Below are 17,527 nucleotides of genomic sequence, written 5' to 3' on the forward strand. Positions count from 1 at the left end.
GACGGTCACCGTCGCGCGGTCGCCGTAGCGGGTGACGCGCATGCAGCTAAGCGCATTTTGGGGGGGATAGGGGGTAGCATTGGCCAACAGGGTGGGGAGCCCCGGTTACACCCGGCGGGATTAGCCCGGGGGGGCGGCCAACGGTCCGTGTCTGTCGCAGGCAATGCCCGGATAAACGAAAAAGGGACCGCAATCGCGGTCCCTGTTCGTCGTTTCTTTTCGGCGTATTAGCGCTTGTCCACCGCCACATAATCGCGCGGTGCCGGGCCCGTGTACAGCTGGCGCGGGCGACCGATTTTCTGGGCAGGGTCGGAGATCATTTCGTTCCACTGCGCGACCCAGCCGACGGTACGGGCGAGCGCGAAGAGTGCGGTGAACATTGTCGTCGGGAAACCGATCGCTGAAAGGATGACGCCCGAATAGAAATCGACGTTCGGGAACAGCTTTTTCTCGACGAAATAGGGATCGCTGAGCGCCATTTCCTCAAGCTGCAGCGCGACTTCGAACACCGGGTCGTTGACCTTCAGCGCTTCGAACACTTCGCGCACGGTTTTCTGCATCACCGTCGCGCGCGGATCGTAGTTTTTATAGACGCGGTGGCCAAAGCCCATCAGGCGGAACGGATCGTCCTTGTCCTTGGCGCGCGCGATATATTCGGGGATGCGTTCGGGGCGACCGATTTCGCGCAGCATGTTGAGCGCCGCTTCGTTCGCGCCGCCATGCGCCGGACCCCACAGGCAGGCGATACCGGCGGCGATACAAGCGAACGGATTGGCGCCCGACGAACCGGCGAGGCGGACGGTCGAGGTCGACGCGTTCTGGTCGTGATCAGCGTGGAGGATGAAGATGCGGTCGAGCGCGCGTTCGACGACCGGATTGACCTCATATTCCTCGGCCGGAACGCCAAAGGTCATGCGCAGGAAATTGCCGGTGTAGCTCAGCTTGTTGTCGGGGTAGACGAACGGCTGGCCGACCGAATATTTATACGCCATCGCGGCGATCGTCGGCATCTTGGCGATTAGCCGGTGGCTGGCGATCATCCGCTGGTGCGGATCGTGGATCTCGGTTGAATCATGATAGAAAGCGCTGAGCGCGCCGACGACACCGCACATGATCGCCATCGGGTGCGCGTCGCGGCGGAACCCGCGATAGAAGGTCGCCAGCTGCTCGTGCAGCATCGTATGGCGGGTGATCGTATAGTCAAAGGTCGCCAGCTCGTCGGCGCTCGGCAATTCGCCGTTCAGCAGCAGATAGCAGACTTCCATGAAGCTGGAATGTTCGGCGAGGTCACCGATCGCATAGCCGCGGTGCAGCAAAACGCCTTCGTCGCCGTCGATATAGGTGATCTGCGATTCGCAGCTCGCGGTCGAGGTGAAGCCCGGATCGTAGGTAAAGGCGCCCGTCTGGGCATAGAATTTGCGGATGTCGACGACGTCGGGACCGACGGTGCCCGACAATACCGGACTTTCGACAGTCTTGTCGCCCAGGGTGATTTTTGCGGGTTGATCGGTCATATATTTTTCCCTGTTATGACGGCGAGGAGAGAGCGTGGCTACGCCCCTGCCGGATAATGTTGCGCTGCGTCAAGTCGGGCCAGACTGACATCACGCCCGAGCAACAACAGCACGTCGAAAATCCCTGGGGAAACGGTCCGGCCGGTTAGGGCAGCGCGTAATGGCCCGGCCAATTTGCCGAGCCCCAGTTCGGCGGCTTCGGCCTCGGCCCGCACCGCGGCGTCCAGCTCTTCTATCGTCCATTGGTTCAGCCCGCGCAGCCGCTGCGTCACGGCAGCCAGCAAACCTTCCGGGGCGCCCTTTAGCACCTCGGCGGCCTTTTCGTCCACCGGCAACGGACCGCTTTGGAACAGGAACATCGCGCCGTCGGCGATTTCGTCGAGCGTCTTGGCGCGCGGTTTGAGCGATTCCATCGCGCGGGTCAGCACGGCGCGCTCGTCGTTGTTCAGCGCGCGACCGACGAGCGTTTCGACGCGCGGCGCGACCAGCGTGACCAGCCGCGCATCGTCGGCTTCGCGCAGATAATGGCCGTTGAGATTCTCCAGCTTTTTGAAGTCGAAACGCGACGGCGAGCGCCCGACATGGGCAAGGTCGAACCATTCGGTTGCCTGCTCGCGGCTGATGATCTCGTCGTCGCCATGCCCCCAGCCGAGGCGGAGTAGATAATTGTTCACCGCTTCGGGGAGGTAGCCCATTTCGTCGCGATAGGCATCGACGCCGAGCGCGCCATGGCGCTTCGACAGCTTGGCGCCGTCGGCGCCGTGGATCAGCGGCACATGCGCATAAACCGGCTCGTGCCAGTTCATTGACCGGATCAGCGCCAGCTGGCGGAAGGCGTTGTTGAGATGGTCGTCTCCGCGGATAACGTGGGTGACGCCCATGTCGTTGTCGTCGACGACGACGCTGAGCATATAGGTCGGGGTGCCGTCGCTGCGCAGTAGGACAAAATCGTCGAGTTCGGCGTTCTGGACGGTGACATCGCCTTGCACTTTGTCGGTGATCGTCGCGGCGCCGTCTTGCGGCGCGCGAACGCGCACAACGTGAGGGAGGGCGGGGTCACCGTCGTCGCGGTCGCGCCAGGGGCTGCGGACGCGGAAGGGCAGGCGCTTTTCCTGCGCTTCGGCGCGCATCGCGGCGAGTTCGTCCTGGCTGAGGTAACAGCGATAGGCCTCACCCTTCGCCAGCAACTCAGCGGCGACCGCGGCGTGGCGGTCGGCCCGCGCGAACTGGAATACCGCTTCGCCGTCCCAGTCGAGATCGAGCCATTGCATTCCGTCGATGATCGCGTCAATCGCCGCATCGGTAGAGCGGGCGCGGTCGGTATCTTCGATGCGAAGCAGGAATTTTCCACCGTGATGGCGCGCGAACAACCAGTTGAACAGCGCGGTGCGCGCGCCGCCGATGTGCAGAAAACCGGTCGGCGAGGGTGCAAACCGCGTCACGACGTCGGCGCCCGTTGCTTCCGTGGCGGTCGCGGTCAAACTCGTATTAATATCGGTTGCCACCAAGGCCTCTTTCACTCATTTTGCCGCGCATCGCGGCGGCGATCGGGGAGCCCCTAGCATGGCGACAAGACAGCTTCAAATGCCCAATGCCGCACGCTGGGGAGGTCGCTGGCGGACGCTGGGTGATGCGATCGAGGAGCGACTGGAGGAAGAGCGCGAGCGGATCGAGCTGTGGATGCCGGTTGCGTTGGGCGCTGGCATCGCTCTTTAGCTGGTGCTGCCGACCGCGATACACTGGATCGGGGCGCTGCTGGCACTGAGCGCGTGAGCGTTGGCAGGGCCGCTGGTGGGCGGGCAGCGTCGGCTCGGGCGCTCGATCGTCATCGGCTGCGTCGTCGTTGCGATAGGAATTCTGCTCATCTGGGGCCGCGCCTTGTGGGTTGCGGCGCCAGTGTTGGCAGCCGCCGCCGCGGATATCGTGATCAGCGACCGCTGGTTACCGCGCGAAGGCGTCGGGCGCTGGATGACGATCGGAAGGGACAGTCTGCCCGAAACCTGCGGGTTTGCGCTCTATCTGGGGGATCGGCCCACGGCCGTCGCCATGCTGCGCGCGGGGGACGCGCATCCGTGACGGCAGCCGCAGCAGCTTAGTGGTAACGACGAAGCAGTCCCGACAAGCGCCCTTGCACGATGACGCGGTCGGCGGGGTAACGCTGCGGCTCATAGGCGCTGTTCGCGGGGTCGAGCCGGATCATCGGGCCTTCGCGTCGGAAATATTTGAGCGTCGCGTCCTGTCCGTCGACGAGCGCGACGACGATGTCGCCCTCGCGCGCGGTGCTGGCTTTCTGGATTAGCGCATAATCGCCGTCAAAGATTCCGGCCTCCACCATCGAGTCGCCCGATACTTCGAGCGCATAATGTTCACCCGAGCCGAGCAGCGCGGCGGGAACCGAGAGGTGGTTGTGATCCTCGAACGCTTCGATCGGGACGCCCGCGGCGATCTTGCCGTGCAGCGGCACCTCGACGATGTCGTTGGCGGCGATCGGGCGCATCACGGGGGCGGGTTTGCGTAGCGTGACGACATTGTCGTGATCGTTGCGCACGGGCGATTTGGCAGCTTCGGGCACCTTGATCACTTCGAGCGCGCGGGCGCGGTTGGGGAGGCGGCGGAGGAAGCCTCGTTCTTCCAAGGCACTGATAAGGCGGTGAATTCCGGACTTGGATTTCAGCCCCAGCGCTTCCTTCATCTCCTCGAACGATGGCGAAATGCCACTTGCGTCGAGTTTTTGCTGAATGAAGTGAAGCAGTTCATGCTGCTTGGCGGTCAACATTGTCATTCTCCGTCAGGACCAGAACCGGACATAATGAGAACGATAGTGGAACAGAGCGGGACTTGTCAAGCGATGACGATATACTCCGCCATGGCGCCCGCATCGCGCGGCGGTGCGGCGATGTCGCGAATTAGCAGTGTATTCGCGATGGCGAGTGGCAGCGTCATGCCGCTGTCCTGCCCGATCAGCGGGGTCAGCCGTCCGTTTTCGAGTCGCGCGCGCAGATAATCGCGGCGCCCGCCGCCGCCGTCCAAAGTGGTCGCGAGCGGCGCCCGGTGGATCGCGGGGAGCGGATGGTGCGCACCGGCGAGGTGGCGCACGAGTGGGAGCAGGAACAGGGTCGCGGTGACGAACGCCGACGACGGGTTGCCGGGCAGGCCGAGCAGGATCGCATCGCCAATCGTTCCGGCGATCAGCGGCTTGCCCGGGCGCATCGCGAGCTTCCAGAAATCGACGGTGCCGCCCGCGTCGTGCAGCGCACCGCGGACATGGTCGTGGTCACCGACCGAGGCGCCGCCGACGGTGACGACGACGTCGTGATGTCGCGCCAAATCTTTAAAAACATTGGCCAAAATTGCGCGGTCGTCGCGGACGTGGTAGGTCAGGCTGACGGCGGCGGGTTCGCCCGCGAGCATTGCCGCCAGCATCGGACTGTTGCTGTCGGGGATCTGCCCCGGGGTCAGCGCGCGTCCGGCCTGGACGAGTTCGTCACCGGTGGTGAGGATCGCGACGCGCGGGCGGCGCCCGACTATTAGTTGCTCGGCGCCGCTCATCGCTGCGGCGGCGATCGCGCCGGGGTTCAGGCGGGTTCCCGCTGGGAGCAGGCAATCGACGGCGGCGAAATCGCTCGCACGGGCGCGGATATGGCGGCCGCGCGTAGCGGGGCCGTCGCCGGTCAAGGTCAGCGCGGTGCCATCGGCGGCGACATCCTCCTGCACAATGACCGTGTCGGCGCCATCGGGGACGATTGCGCCGGTGAAAATGCGCATCGCTTCGCCCGCGTTTACGGTGCGACCCGGCGCGGCCCCGGCGGCGCTTTCGCCGATAACGGTCCACGGGCCGGGCAGGTCGTCGAAGCGAATCGCATAACCGTCCATCGCCGATAATGGCGCGGCGGGCTGGTCGCGCTGGGCGAAGATATCATCCGAGGTGTAGAGGCCAAAACATTCGTAAAAGGATATTTTCTCGGGCGACAGCGGGCCACGCAACGCCAGCAGCCGCGCCTGCGCTTCCTCGACCGGCAGCAGCGCGCTCATTCGGCGCGCCAGTCGCCCGAGCGGCCGCCGCTCTTTTGGAGCAAGCGGATGTCGCCGAGCACCATCGCGCGGTCGAGCGCCTTCGCCATGTCGTAAAGCGTAAGCAGCGCGACCGACGCCGCTGTCAACGCCTCCATCTCGACCCCGGTCTGGCCATTGGTCGCCGCGGTGGCAGTGACGGTGATTCCATTTTCTTCCCATGCAAAGTCCACGCCGACTTTGGTGAGCGCCAGCGGGTGGCAGAGCGGGATGAGGTCGGCGGTGCGCTTGGCGGCCATGATTCCCGCGATGCGCGCGGTCGACAGTACGTCGCCCTTGGGCGCATTGCCGTTGCGGATCGCTTCGAGAGCGTCGGTCGACATGGTGATCCGGCCGCTGGCGACGGCGCGGCGCTGGGTAGCGGGCTTGGCCCCGACATCGACGATGTTGGCCGCGCCGGTGTCGTCGAGATGAGTCGGTTTGAGGGTCATTGCGGGAGCGAAGCAAGGTGGGGTGGGAAAGGCAAGGGGAGATGAGGGGCATGGGGTTCAATGCGGGATTATGGCGGCTGGAACCGGCCAAAACTAGCCGTCGTCCCCGCGTAGGCGGGGGCCGCTGTCGGTTTACTCAGCAGCGCAGGAACAGGCGGCTAGCGGTCCCCGCCTGCGCGGGGGCGACGTTTTTGTGGTCCTGCTCGCCGTTCAGGAGCGGACATCACCCCTCGAGCAGCGCCTTCGCTGCCGCCGTGACGTCAGCCTGGCGCATCAGGCTTTCGCCGACGAGGAAGGTTTTTACTCCGCTGGCCGCGAGGCGCTGGCAGTCGGTGTGGGTGGCGATGCCGCTTTCGCCGACGAGCAGGGTGTCCGTGGGGACAAGTTTGGCGACACGTTCGGTGACGCCGAGGTCGGTTTCGAAGGTGCGCAAGTCGCGGTTGTTGACGCCGATCAGGCGCGATTGCAGCTGGGTCAGGGCGCGGTCGAGTTCGGCTTCGTCGTGGACCTCGACGAGCACGTCCATGCCGCGGTCGAGCGCCGCGGCCTCAATCTCTTGCATTGCGCCGTCGTCCAGTGCGGCGACGATGATCAGAATCGCGTCGGCGCCGATCGCGCGCGCTTCGGCGACCTGCCAGGGGTCGATCATGAAATCCTTGCGCAGCGTGGGCAGCGGGCAGGCGTTGCGCGCGGCGATGAGATAATCCTCATGCCCCTGAAAATATGGGGCGTCGGTGAGGACCGAGAGGCAGGCGGCGCCGCCCGCGGTATAAGCGCGGGCATGGTCGCCAGGGTTAAAATCGCTACGGATCAAGCCCTTGGAGGGCGATGCTTTCTTAATCTCGGCGATTAGGGCGAAGCCGCCTGCGTCGATTTTCGCCTGCAAGGCGGCGTGGAAGCCGCGCACCGGGCTGGCGTCGATCGCGTCGAGGTCGGTGAACGAGCGCAGCGCACGGCGCGCGGCCACTTCTTCGGCTTTGGTGGCGAGGATCTGAGTCAGCTTGTTCATTTATAGGTGATCCAGCAGTTGAGAAGCGCGTTGGCGAGTCCCTTGTCGATCGCTTCGGCGGCTTCCTCGACGCCTTCGGTCAGCGTTTCGGCGGCGCCCGCGATGACGAGCGCTTCGGCGGCGTTGTACAGGACCGCGTCGCGATAGGCGCCGGGGGCGCCCTCCAGCAGCCCGCGGAGCGCCTTGGCATTGTCGGCCGCATCACCGCCGCGAATGGCCTCGATCGGCTGGGTGGGCAGACCTGCGTCGGCGGCGTGGCTGCGCTGCATGAACACGCCCTCGGCGTTGACCACCGCGACCTCGTTGCCGCCCGCCAGCGACAGTTCGTCGATGCCTTCGTCGCCAGAGACAACGCGCGAATGGTCGGTGCCGAGCCGGTGTAGCGCCTCGGCATATACGGGGACATAGCCTGGGCGCGCGATGCCGATCAGCTGGCGGGTGACGCGCGCGGGGTTGGCGAGCGGGCCCATCAGGTTGAAGATGGTGCGGCGGGCGAGCTTCTGGCGGATTGGCTGGATGCGCTTCATCGCCGGATGGTGGTTGGCGGCAAACAGGAAACAGATGCCAAGGTCGGCGAGGGTAGCTTCGGCGAGGCGCCCGACACGTTCCATGTCGAACCCGAGGACTTCGAGGGTGTCAGCGGCGCCGGATTTTGAGGAAGCGGCACGATTTCCGTGCTTTGCGACGGGAACTTCGCACGCCGCAACGACAATCGCGACCGCGGTCGAAACGTTAAGCGTGTGGTGGCCGTCGCCGCCGGTTCCGCACACATCAATTGCGCCCTTGGGGGCATTGATGGGGATCAGCCGGTCGCGCAGCGCCTGCGCCGCGGCGGCGATTTCGACCATGGTTTCGCCGCGATCGGACAGCGCGGTGAGGAATTCGGCGATCTCGTCCTCGCTCGTACGCGCGTCGAGGATGTCGGCGAAGGCCTGCGCGGCCTCATCATGACCCAGGAGATGCGCGGGGTCGGGCAGCAGGCCGAAACGGCTCATGCGGCTTGCCGCGCCAATACGGGCAGTCCGGCGACGGCCATGAAGTTGGCGAGCATCGCATGGCCATGTTGGGTCGCGATGCTTTCGGGGTGGAATTGCACCCCGTGGATCGGCAGGTCGATGTGGCGGAGGCCCATCACCGCGCCGTCGTCACTCGTCGCGTTGATGATCAGGCAGGCGGGAATGTCGACAACCTCGAGGCTGTGATAGCGCGTCGCCTGAAATGGGGAGGGCAGGCCGGTGTAGAGGCCAGTGCCGTCGTGGCAGACGGGCGACGTCTTGCCGTGCATCAGGTGGCCGCGCTGGACTGTGCCGCCGAAATGCTGGCCGATCGCCTGATGGCCAAGGCAGACGCCGAGCAGCGGACGCACGGCTTCGGCGCAGGCGGCGACAAGGTCGAGGCTGATCCCGGCTTCATTCGGGGTGCAGGGGCCGGGCGAGATTAGGATGGCATCGGCGCCGGTCGCGAGCGCTTCAGTGGCGGTCAGCGCGTCGTTGCGTTCGACGCGCACGTCGGCGCCCAACTCGATCAGGTAATGAACGAGGTTGAAGGTGAAGCTGTCGTAATTATCGATGACGAGGATCATGGGGTTGGGCAGTAATGGGTGAAAGCGCGCGAGTGAAGCAATAAGTCCTTTTGTGCGGACGAAGCGGGATTTGCGGGTCGCGTTCCTCCCAGTAGCGGGGCGATGAGGTGGTGGGAGCGCGAAGGGGGGACGGCGGGGTTTTTTGGCGCTACCGTTGCCGCCCCTCCACCACGCTCTTCGGGCGCGGTCCCCCTCCCCATCGCTTCGCGACAGGGAGGATTGGTTACTGCGCCATCAGCTTTGCCAGATCGTCTTTCCAGAACTTTGCCCAGGTGTGGGTGCTGTGGCCCTTGGTTTCAGGGCTGGCTGGGATGAGGATGAACTTCGTCGTCTTCATCCGCGATGCCGCCTTTTCGGTAATACCGTAGGCGGGCGGGTTGATGAAGTCGTCGGCGCTGTTGATCCACAGAATCGGGACATTGATCTTTTCGAGGTCGGGCCACGGGTTGTATGTACGCGAGCTATCGAGCTGATAAATCACGTCATTGGCGTCGTTGCGGCCATAGGTGCGGACAAAGGCCTCGTCCTTGTATGTCTCGGCCGCGGCGCGGGTCGGATATTGGACCTGGAGCGCATAGGGGTTGGCGCCCGCGATCAGCGCCAGCGATGCGGCGGTGCGCAGGCCCGCCGCGGGTGGGGTGGTATAGTTGCCGTCCTGCCACAGCGGGTCAGCCTTGATCGCGTCGATCGTCAGCGCGCGCCACATGCGGTTCTGGCCGGCGATTTCGACCGGCAGGCAGGCAAAGGGGGCGAGCTTTTCCGCGAAGCCGGGGCGGGTGGTGCCCCAGACAAAGGCGTGCATGCAGCCCATCGACGTGCCGAGGATCAGCTTGAGTTTGTGGACGCCGAGCTTTTCGGTGAGCACCCGGTGCTGCGCGGCGACCATGTCGCCATAGTCATATTTTGGGAACGTCATCCGCATCCCGTCGCTGGGCTTCGACGAGGCGCCATGGCCGATATTGTCGGGCAGGATGATGTAGTATTTCGCGGTGTTGAGCAGCTGACCGGGGCCGAACAGCTCGCTGGCAAATTGCGGCTGGAAGAATTGCTTGCCGGTGCCGCCGGTGCCGTGGAGGATCATCACGGCGTTGGTGACATGGCCCTTTTTGTCGCGCTGCGGGGTGCCTAGCGTCGTGTAGTGGATTTTGAGTTCGGGCAGTTTCTCGCCGGTTGTGAAAGTGAAATCCTTCAGGATCGCGTCGCCTTCGACGGCGCCTGCGGGGGTTTGGGCGTGGACGGGAAGGCTGGCGAGCAGCAGAGCGAGCGGGGCGAGGATTTTGTGCATGGCGCGACGCTAACGCGCGCCAAGTTCAGGTCAAGCTATTGCCCATATCCCGGCGTTCCCGCCAGCCGCACCGCCTCGCGCGCAGCAGCGAAGAGGGCGCCCGCCTTGGCCTCGCACTCGCGCTGTTCATAGGCGGGGTCGCTATCGGCGACGATGCCGGCGCCCGCTTGCACATGCATTTCGCCATCCTTGACGATCGCGGTGCGCAGCACGATGCAGCTGTCCATATTGCCGTCGGGGGCGAAATAGCCGACGCCGCCCGCATACGGCCCGCGCGCGACGGCTTCGAGCTCGGCGATGATCTGGCAAGCGCGGACTTTGGGGGCGCCGCTGACCGTGCCGGCGGGGAAGCCCGCGAACAGCGCGTCGATGGCGTCCTTGTCGGGGGCGATGCGGCCGATGACGTTCGAGACGATGTGCATGACGTGGCTGTAAAATTCGACGGTGTAGCTGTCGGTAACGGTGACACTGCCGCCGACCGCGGCGCGGCCGACGTCGTTGCGGCCGAGATCGAGCAGCATCAGATGTTCGGCGCGTTCCTTGGGATCGGCGAGCAGGCTTTCGCGGTTTTCGACATCCTCGGCGCTGGTCTTGCCGCGCGGGCGGGTTCCGGCGATCGGGCGGATCGTGATTTCGCCGTCGCGCACGCGGACAAGGATTTCGGGTGACGAGCCGATCAGCGCGAAGCCGGGCAGGTCGAGGAAATAGAGGAAGGGCGAGGGGTTGATGCGGCGGAGCGCGCGGTAGAGGTCGAAGGGCGGCAGGTCGAAGGGGGTCGAGAAGCGCTGCGACAGCACGACCTGAAAAATGTCGCCCGCGGCGATATAATCCTTGGCCTTGGCGACCATCGCGGCGAATTGCGCGGGCGGGGTGGCGGGGTTGGCCGCGATGTCGGCGGGGAGCGCATCGGTCAAGGCGCGGTCGGCGGACACGCTGGCGGTCGACAGGCGCGCGGCGATGGTGTCGAGCCGGTCCTGCGCGGTTTCGATCATCCGGTCGAGTGCGCCGTCGGCATCGGGCCAGATCGGTGCGATCAGGAACAGTTCGTCGGCGAGGCGGTCGAAGACGAGGATCGTCGTCGGGCGGACGAACACCATGTCGGGCAGTCCAAGCCCGGCCCCCGACGCGCGCGGGATGCGCTCGACGAGGCCGATGGTTTCATAAGCGAAGAAGCCGACGAGCGTTGCGAGCGCCTTGGGCAAGCCGTCGGGGACGTCGAACCGGCATTCGGCGACGAGATCGCGCAGCGCCTGCAACGCCGGAGTGGCGAGGGGCTGAAAGGCGCCCCGGTCATGGCGCCAGTCGCGGTTTATGCGCGCGGTGTCCCCGGTCACTTCAAACATCAGGTCGGGATCGAGCCCGATCAGGCTGTAACGCCCGCGCGTTTCGCCGCTTTCGACCGATTCGAGCACCCAGTCGCCGCGCCCCGGTTCGATTAGCTTGAGCGCTGCCGAGACAGGAGTTTCGATGTCGGCGATCAGCCGCTGCCAGACGACCGCGCCGCGGCCGCGCGCCAGGGCCTTGAGCGCCGCGGCTTTGCCCTCCAACGCCACCGCGACGTTATTCGGCGACCGGCGCGGTGCCGGTGAGTTCCTGGCGCAGCTGCTCGACCAGTTGTTTGTTGATCGTCACCCCGACGCGGCGCTTGGCTTCGCCTGCCAGCTGTTCGATCAGTTCGTTGCCGAACGCGGGAGCGAGCGGCTGGGCGATGGCGGCGACGCGGGCGGGCTCGATCGATTTGGAATCGGGGCGCTGGACGTCGGCGAGTGCGATGACCATCCAGCCGCGATTGCCGGGGATTTCGAGCGTCTTGACGCTGTTCTTGGCCATCGAGAACAGCAAAGCGAGTTCGGGCGGCACGGGCTGGCCGTTCTGGCCGAGTTCTCCGCGGCGCCCGCCGATCGTCTGGACGCTGCCGATGTTCGGCCCCGCAGCGGCCACCGCGGCGCCGAGCGCCTGGCCGCCTTCGACCGCCTTGACGATCGCGCGTGCCTTGTCGCGGGCAATTTTCTGCCCCTGCGCCAAACGCCAGTCGGCGAGTAACTCGGCGCGGATCTGCGCGAAGGGCGGCGGCGCCGCGGCGATTATCGATTTGACCGCATAGACGGCGAATTTTTCGTTCTCGACCAGCGTCGCGAGCTGGCCTTCGCCTTCAGACGCGCCCTGAAACGCCTGGCTGACCAATGGCGCGAGTTCGGACGGCAGCGTGTTGGCAGGCTGGCCGGGGACGCGGCCGCTGGGCAGCAGCGGCTGCGTCGTGGCTAGGGTGAGCTTGCGGTCGGCGGCGATTTCTTCGATCGACGCGCCGCTGTTCACGGCGTCCTGGATCGCGTTGTAATAATCGACGATCGCCTCGTTCGCCTTGTTCTTGGCCAGTTCGGTGCGGATGTCGGCGCTGGCATCGGCGAGGCTGCGCGCCGGCCGCGCGGTGACATCTTCGACGCGCGCGACGCTCCAGCCGAGACCGGTCTGGATCGGACCGATCAGGTCGCCCTGCTTGGCAGCAAAGGCGGCTTTCGCGGCGGCGGCGGTGCTGGTGGCGGCATAGGAGGATTGGGTGAGGTCGCCGGTGGTCGAGGCCGACAGCCCCGCGGCCTGCGCCGCGGCGGCGAGCGAGGTGCCGCTGCGCACCTTGGCGGCGAGTGCATTGGCGGTCGCCTGATCGGGCGCGATCACCTGCGCAAAGCGGCGCGTTTCGCTCGCGGCATATTGCGCGGCATTGTCCTTGTAGACTTTGGCGATTTCGGCGTCGGTGACGGCCGAGACCGGCACGCTGGCCGCATCAAACAGCGCATATTGAATAACGCGGCGTTCGGGCACGGTGAATTTCGCCGCGTTCTGGGTGAGGTAGGTTCTGAGCGCAGCCTCGCCGGGGTCGGCGGTCGGCGCAAAGGGGCTGGACGGGATGAAGGTCGCCTGACCGCGGCGCTGTTCGAGCAGCAGCGCGGCGTAGGGCTGCGCCATGCCGGGGGCGAGGCGCGGCATGCTGGCGATCGGGGCGGCGATCTGTTCGATCAGCAGTTGCTGGCGCAGGTCGCGGCGCAGCTGCGCTTCGGTCATGCCGTTTTCGCGCAGAAAGGTTTCAAAGCGCGTCTGGTCAAAACTGCCCGACACGCCGGCAAAGGCAGGGATGTCGGCGATGCGGCCATCGATAAGCCGCTTGCTGACGCCAAAGCCCATTTCGGTCGCGAACTGGTCGAAAGCCATCCCTTCGATCAGCTGGTTAAGCACCTGGTCAAGCCCGCCCGATTCGACGAAGGCGGCCATCGTCATCCCAGGCTGGTCCTGTCGTGCTTGATTATAGGCGAGACGCACGCGGTCGCGCAGCTCGCCAACGCCAATTTCGTCGCCGCCGACTTTCGCGACATTGGCGCCGCCCATGCCGCCAAAAGACGAATTGCCGGTGACGTCGCTGAGCGCAAAGGCCACGCCAACAAGGGCGACGAAGGCGAGCGCAAGGAATTTGCCGATGGTCGAGGAAAACATGCGGCGGATGGCGGTAATCATGGGGCAGGCAATCTTTCGGCGGGGCGCGGGGATGCGCGTTTGCGCGATGCTTTAGAGGCGCGGCGGCACGGCATCAAGGCGCGAAACGGGCTTTTCATGGCGGCGCAACGCGGCTTGCCTATCGCCCCCGCCCGCCGCTAGGGCTTTGGCATCATTCAGACAGCGGGAGAGATGCGGCAATGGCACGGCGTAAATATGTGGTCGGCAACTGGAAAATGAACGGCGTGACCGCGTCGATCGCAGATGCGCAGGCGATTTTCGCGGCGGCTGGCGATCATGCCGGGGTAGATGTGGCGATATGCCCGCCGTTCACCCTGATCGGCGCGATGGTTGCCGCGGTACCGGGCGCCGAGGTCGGCGGGCAGGATTGCCACAGCGCTGTGTCGGGCGCGTTTACCGGATCGGTCGCGGCGCCGATGCTAGCCGATGCCGGTGCCAGCCTGGTGATCGTCGGGCATAGCGAGCGGCGCGAAGGCTGCGGCGAAAGCGATGCCGATGTGCGGGCGAAGGCCGAAGCCGGTCTGGGTGCGGGATTGTCGGTCATATTGTGCGTCGGCGAGCCGTGCGAGGTGCGCGAATCGGGCCGGGCAATCGATTATGTGCTGGCGCAGATTGCTGGGTCGGTTCCCGACGATTTCGACGCCACTCGGCTGGCGATCGCTTATGAACCGATCTGGGCGATCGGGACCGGGCTGGTCCCGACGGTGGACGATGTCGCCGCGATGCATGGTGCGATCCGCGGCGCATTGGCGGCGCGCTTTGGCGGCGCCGCAGAGGAGGATATGCGGTTGTTGTACGGCGGTTCGGTCAATGGCGACAATGCTTGCGAATTGCTGGGAGCAGGTGATGTCGATGGGGCGCTGGTTGGCGGCGCGAGCCTGACGGCGGCGAAGTTTTTGCCGATTGTGGCGGCGGCTGCCAAGTTATGATCGTCGCTCCCGCGAAGGCGGGGCCGCCATCGGCTTTAGTCGGCGCTGCCGCGCAAACCGCCAGCGGCCCCCCTTGGCCGGCGCGACGGGTAGTATCGGGGCGACGTATAGCTTGAAGCCGAGCCGCTTCATCTCTATGTGCGCCGCGGGCGCGGTCCGTGTGAGACCGCGCAAGTTCGGGAAAATATGATGTCCAGCCTTTTCACCTTCATTCTCGTCCTGCAGGCGCTTGTCGCCGCGGCGATGATTGGCGTCATTCTGATGCAAAAGTCGGAAGGTGGCGGTTTGGGGGTTGGCGGCAGCCCCGGCGGGATGTTGTCGGCGCGCGGCGCGGCGGATTTCATGACCCGGGCGACGACCATTTTGGCCTGCCTGTTCGTCGGCCTGTCGATCGTACTGGCGGCTATGGCATCGGTCGGCCGCAGCGGCTCGACGATCGACACCTCGCTGTCGAAATCGGCGCAGACGAGCGGCGCGGCACCGACGTCGTCGTTGACCGGTCCGGCGCAGCCGTCCCAAAGCGCGCCCGCGACGGCAGCCCCTGAACCGGCTAGCGATGATCCGCTCGCCGCTGCCGCTGCGGCAGCGACGCAGGAAACTGCTCCGGCACCGGCGCCCGCCCAGCAATAACCGACAGCTTCGGTTTCAGATAAGCCCGCGCGGCGGAAATAAATTCCGCCGTTTGCGATTCGACGGCTTGCGCCGTCCCCCTCCGGTTGAGTAAGTCTTTCCTCCCATGGCGCGGTTCATTTTTATCACCGGCGGCGTGGTCTCCTCGCTTGGCAAAGGTTTGATGGCGGCTAGCCTCGCGGCCTTATTGCAGGCGCGCGGCTATCGCGTCCGGATTCGCAAGTTCGATCCCTATCTGAACGTCGATCCCGGCACGATGTCGCCGTATCAGCATGGCGAAGTCTATGTGACCGACGACGGCGCGGAAACCGACCTTGATCTGGGCCATTACGAGCGCTTCACCGGCGTTGCGGCGCGGCAGAGCGACAATATCACTTCGGGCCGCATCTATCAGCAGATCATCACCAAGGAACGCCGCGGCGATTATCTGGGCGCGACGGTGCAGGTCGTCCCGCACGTGACCGATGCGATCAAGGCGTTCGCGCGCGCCGAACTCGACGACCTCGATTTCGTCCTGTGCGAAATCGGCGGCACCGTGGGTGACATCGAATCACTGCCGTTCATCGAAGCGATCCGCCAGCTGCGCAACGAAGAGGGGCGCGACAAGACGCTGTCGGTGCATGTCACTTTGGTGCCGTATATCGCCGCTGCGGGTGAGCTGAAGACCAAACCGACGCAGCATAGTGTGCGCGAGCTGGCTTCGCTGGGCGTGCAGCCCGAAATCCTGCTCTGTCGCTGCGAACGGCCGCTGCCCGATGGCGAGCGCGCCAAGATCGCGCAATTCTGCAACGTGCGCAAAGAGGCGGTGATCCCGGCGCTCGACGCCGACAGCATCTATTCAGTGCCGGTGCAATATCATGGTGAAGGGCTGGACAATGAAGTGCTGCGGCATTTCGGCCTCGACGATGCGCCCGCGCCCGACCTGTCGCGCTGGTACGACATCATGGACCGCAAGCAGCACCCCGAAGGCGAAGTGACAATCGGCGTCGTCGGCAAATATGTGTCGCTGCCCGATGCCTATAAGTCGCTGAACGAGGCGCTGGTCCATGGCGGCTTGGCGCACCGGGTGAAGGTCAATATCCGCTGGCTCGACGCGGAAATGTTCGAGCGCGATGAGGATCTGGCCGCCAACCTCGAGCCGCTGCATGGTATTTTGGTCCCCGGCGGGTTCGGCGAGCGCGGGTCCGAGGGCAAGATTTCGAGTGTCCGTTTTGCGCGCGAGCGGGATGTGCCCTTCTTTGGCATCTGCCTCGGCATGCAAATGGCGTGTATCGAAGCGGCGCGGAACACCAGTGGGATTGCCGATGCGTCGAGCACGGAATTCGGCAAGACCGACGAGCCCGTCGTCGGCCTGATCACCGAATGGATGAGCGCCGAAGGGCTGCAAAAGCGCGGTGCCAACACGGACATGGGCGGCACGATGCGACTGGGCGCCTATGACGCCAAGCTATCGCCCAACAGCCATGTCGCGGCCGTCTATGGCGCCAACGATATCAGCGAGCGCCACCGCCACCGGTACGAGGTCAACGGTGCCTATCGCGAGCGGCTGGAGAAGGGCGGACTGGTGTTTTCGGGCATGTCGCCCGACGGCATGTTGCCGGAAATCGTTGAGCGGCCCGACCATCCGTGGTTTATCGGAGTGCAGTTCCATCCCGAGCTCAAATCGAAGCCGTTCGACCCGCATCCCTTGTTCGCGGGCTTTATCGAAGCGGCGGTGAAGCAGAGTCGGCTGGTCTGACCGAACGGATAAAGGGGTATCAGGGGCATGGATCACGCGAAACTCGCCGAGTTGCAGAGCCCCGATAGCATTTTTTCAGGGCTGTCGGCCGAAGACTGGGCCGAGATCACCAGCCGCGCGGTGCAGGTCAATTTCGTCAAGGGCAAGGAATTGCTGGTCCAAGGCGACCCGGGCGACATGATGCTGATCCTGACCCAAGGCACGGCGCGGGTGTCGATGCTGACCGGCGGGGGGCGCGAGATCGTGCTGGCCTATGCCGAACCCGGTGCGGTGCTGGGCGAAATTGCGCTGCTCGATGGCGGCGAACGGACCGCATCGGTGACCGCGACGAGCGCCGGGAGCGCATTGCAGCTGGGTCGTAACGCGCTGCGCGATTTTGCCGCGAGCCATCCCGATTTTGCCTGGTCGCTGATGCAGCAGCTGGCGCGGCGGCTGCGCACCGCCGACCAGACGATCGAAAGCGACCGCGCCTATGCGTCGGGGCCGCGGTTGGCGCGGTACCTGAAGCGCCTGATTCGCAAGGATGTCGAGGCGTCGCACCGTGTTGAGCTCAGCCAGACAGAGCTGGGCAATTTCGCCGGGATGAGCCGCGAGCATATCAACCGCCAGCTACGCAGCTGGGAGGAATCGGGGGTGATTTCGCTCGAGCAGGGGCGGGTGCGGGTGCTCGATGCCGATATGCTGGAGGATATCAGCGAGAGCGAGGGGTAGCCGTCGTCATCCCCGCGAATCCGAGGCCGACGACGTTATCGACCAGTTGGCATCTATGGCGCCGAACATAGCGGCAAAGGGCGCACGCTCTTTGCAGAAATTCGCAAGAAATTCTGAGGA

General features: G+C 65.1%; 17 protein-coding genes. 6 read left to right on the forward strand and 11 right to left on the reverse strand.

What is annotated here, in order from left to right:
* Positions 1-227 precede the first annotated feature (227 nt).
* On the reverse strand, positions 228-1,514 hold the full coding sequence (locus tag K0M74_RS12115; protein ID WP_293972514.1) for a citrate synthase: 1,287 nt from the start codon (positions 1,512-1,514) through the stop codon (positions 228-230).
* A 38-nt stretch (positions 1,515-1,552) separates the two neighbouring features.
* On the reverse strand, positions 1,553-3,019 hold the full coding sequence (gene gltX / locus K0M74_RS12120) for a glutamate--tRNA ligase (RefSeq protein WP_293972517.1): 1,467 nt from the start codon (positions 3,017-3,019) through the stop codon (positions 1,553-1,555).
* Positions 3,020-3,077: 58 nt separating this feature from the next.
* Here gltX and K0M74_RS12125 point away from each other — a divergent pair, with 58 nt between their 5' ends.
* Positions 3,078-3,230, forward strand: coding sequence for a hypothetical protein (locus K0M74_RS12125; protein ID WP_293972520.1), 153 nt, complete (start codon positions 3,078-3,080; stop codon positions 3,228-3,230).
* A gap of 75 nt (positions 3,231-3,305) precedes the next feature.
* Positions 3,306-3,590, forward strand: coding sequence for a hypothetical protein (locus K0M74_RS12130; RefSeq protein WP_293972523.1), 285 nt, complete (start codon positions 3,306-3,308; stop codon positions 3,588-3,590).
* Positions 3,591-3,606: 16 nt separating this feature from the next.
* Here K0M74_RS12130 and lexA read toward each other — a convergent pair whose 3' ends face one another.
* The 9 genes from lexA to K0M74_RS12175 form a co-directional block, all read right to left on the reverse strand.
* Positions 3,607-4,290 carry a transcriptional repressor LexA gene (gene lexA / locus K0M74_RS12135; protein WP_293972526.1) on the reverse strand — a complete coding sequence of 228 codons (684 nt, stop codon included), beginning with the start codon at positions 4,288-4,290 and terminating at the stop codon, positions 3,607-3,609.
* A gap of 65 nt (positions 4,291-4,355) precedes the next feature.
* The gene (glp, locus tag K0M74_RS12140; RefSeq protein WP_293972529.1) at positions 4,356-5,546 is read right to left on the reverse strand and encodes a gephyrin-like molybdotransferase Glp; all 1,191 of its coding nucleotides are present in this window, start codon (positions 5,544-5,546) and stop codon (positions 4,356-4,358) included.
* Positions 5,543-6,016 carry a cyclic pyranopterin monophosphate synthase MoaC gene (gene moaC, locus K0M74_RS12145; RefSeq protein WP_293972532.1) on the reverse strand — a complete coding sequence of 158 codons (474 nt, stop codon included), beginning with the start codon at positions 6,014-6,016 and terminating at the stop codon, positions 5,543-5,545. Before moaC ends, glp begins: the two co-directional genes overlap by 4 nt.
* Before the next feature lie 223 nt (positions 6,017-6,239).
* A complete protein-coding gene (trpC, locus tag K0M74_RS12150; protein WP_293972535.1) occupies positions 6,240-7,025 on the reverse strand; it encodes an indole-3-glycerol phosphate synthase TrpC in 786 nt (261 codons plus the stop codon).
* Positions 7,022-8,020, reverse strand: a complete 999-nt coding sequence (trpD, locus tag K0M74_RS12155; protein ID WP_293972538.1) for an anthranilate phosphoribosyltransferase — start codon at positions 8,018-8,020, stop codon at positions 7,022-7,024. Before trpD ends, trpC begins: the two co-directional genes overlap by 4 nt.
* Positions 8,017-8,607 carry an aminodeoxychorismate/anthranilate synthase component II gene (locus K0M74_RS12160; protein WP_293972541.1) on the reverse strand — a complete coding sequence of 197 codons (591 nt, stop codon included), beginning with the start codon at positions 8,605-8,607 and terminating at the stop codon, positions 8,017-8,019. Before K0M74_RS12160 ends, trpD begins: the two co-directional genes overlap by 4 nt.
* A gap of 223 nt (positions 8,608-8,830) precedes the next feature.
* Entirely contained in the window at positions 8,831-9,892 is a 1,062-nt protein-coding gene (locus K0M74_RS12165; protein WP_293972545.1) for an alpha/beta fold hydrolase, read from the reverse strand.
* Positions 9,893-9,927: 35 nt separating this feature from the next.
* Complete coding sequence (locus K0M74_RS12170; protein WP_293972548.1) at positions 9,928-11,445, reverse strand: chorismate-binding protein; 1,518 nt, start codon at positions 11,443-11,445, stop codon at positions 9,928-9,930.
* Positions 11,446-11,452: 7 nt separating this feature from the next.
* The gene (locus tag K0M74_RS12175) at positions 11,453-13,399 is read right to left on the reverse strand and encodes a peptidylprolyl isomerase (protein WP_293972551.1); all 1,947 of its coding nucleotides are present in this window, start codon (positions 13,397-13,399) and stop codon (positions 11,453-11,455) included.
* Positions 13,400-13,578: 179 nt separating this feature from the next.
* On the opposite strand from K0M74_RS12175, the gene tpiA reads away from it, so the two are divergent.
* From tpiA to K0M74_RS12195, 4 genes are all read left to right on the forward strand, one after another.
* Positions 13,579-14,328: a triose-phosphate isomerase gene (gene tpiA / locus K0M74_RS12180; RefSeq protein WP_293972554.1), complete on the forward strand. Its 750-nt coding sequence runs from the start codon at positions 13,579-13,581 to the stop codon at positions 14,326-14,328.
* 186 nt (positions 14,329-14,514) lie between these two features.
* Positions 14,515-14,958, forward strand: a complete 444-nt coding sequence (gene secG / locus K0M74_RS12185; RefSeq protein ID WP_293972557.1) for a preprotein translocase subunit SecG — start codon at positions 14,515-14,517, stop codon at positions 14,956-14,958.
* Positions 14,959-15,064: 106 nt separating this feature from the next.
* Positions 15,065-16,696 (forward strand): CTP synthase, encoded by a 1,632-nt coding sequence (locus K0M74_RS12190; protein WP_293972560.1) that lies wholly within the window; start codon positions 15,065-15,067, stop codon positions 16,694-16,696.
* A 27-nt stretch (positions 16,697-16,723) separates the two neighbouring features.
* A complete protein-coding gene (locus K0M74_RS12195) occupies positions 16,724-17,407 on the forward strand; it encodes a Crp/Fnr family transcriptional regulator (protein ID WP_293972563.1) in 684 nt (227 codons plus the stop codon).
* The last annotated feature ends 120 nt before the right edge of the window (positions 17,408-17,527 follow it).

The organism is Sphingopyxis sp., assembly GCF_019459305.1.
Lineage (GTDB): Bacteria > Pseudomonadota > Alphaproteobacteria > Sphingomonadales > Sphingomonadaceae > Sphingopyxis.

What these genes read in the sequence shown, in the direction of transcription:
- K0M74_RS12115 (WP_293972514.1), bottom strand. Translation starts at nt 1,514, where the DNA reads ATGACCGATCAACCCGCAAAAATCACCCTGGGCGACAAGACTGTCGAA.
- trpD (WP_293972538.1), bottom strand. Translation starts at nt 8,020, where the DNA reads ATGAGCCGTTTCGGCCTGCTGCCCGACCCCGCGCATCTCCTGGGTCAT.
- tpiA (WP_293972554.1), top strand. Translation starts at nt 13,579, where the DNA reads ATGGCACGGCGTAAATATGTGGTCGGCAACTGGAAAATGAACGGCGTG.
- lexA (WP_293972526.1), bottom strand. Translation starts at nt 4,290, where the DNA reads ATGTTGACCGCCAAGCAGCATGAACTGCTTCACTTCATTCAGCAAAAA.
- K0M74_RS12125 (WP_293972520.1), top strand. Translation starts at nt 3,078, where the DNA reads ATGGCGACAAGACAGCTTCAAATGCCCAATGCCGCACGCTGGGGAGGT.
- moaC (WP_293972532.1), bottom strand. Translation starts at nt 6,016, where the DNA reads ATGACCCTCAAACCGACTCATCTCGACGACACCGGCGCGGCCAACATC.
- K0M74_RS12190 (WP_293972560.1), top strand. Translation starts at nt 15,065, where the DNA reads ATGGCGCGGTTCATTTTTATCACCGGCGGCGTGGTCTCCTCGCTTGGC.
- secG (WP_293972557.1), top strand. Translation starts at nt 14,515, where the DNA reads ATGATGTCCAGCCTTTTCACCTTCATTCTCGTCCTGCAGGCGCTTGTC.
- K0M74_RS12175 (WP_293972551.1), bottom strand. Translation starts at nt 13,399, where the DNA reads ATGATTACCGCCATCCGCCGCATGTTTTCCTCGACCATCGGCAAATTC.
- K0M74_RS12195 (WP_293972563.1), top strand. Translation starts at nt 16,724, where the DNA reads ATGGATCACGCGAAACTCGCCGAGTTGCAGAGCCCCGATAGCATTTTT.
- K0M74_RS12160 (WP_293972541.1), bottom strand. Translation starts at nt 8,607, where the DNA reads ATGATCCTCGTCATCGATAATTACGACAGCTTCACCTTCAACCTCGTT.
- K0M74_RS12165 (WP_293972545.1), bottom strand. Translation starts at nt 9,892, where the DNA reads ATGCACAAAATCCTCGCCCCGCTCGCTCTGCTGCTCGCCAGCCTTCCC.
- trpC (WP_293972535.1), bottom strand. Translation starts at nt 7,025, where the DNA reads ATGAACAAGCTGACTCAGATCCTCGCCACCAAAGCCGAAGAAGTGGCC.
- glp (WP_293972529.1), bottom strand. Translation starts at nt 5,546, where the DNA reads ATGAGCGCGCTGCTGCCGGTCGAGGAAGCGCAGGCGCGGCTGCTGGCG.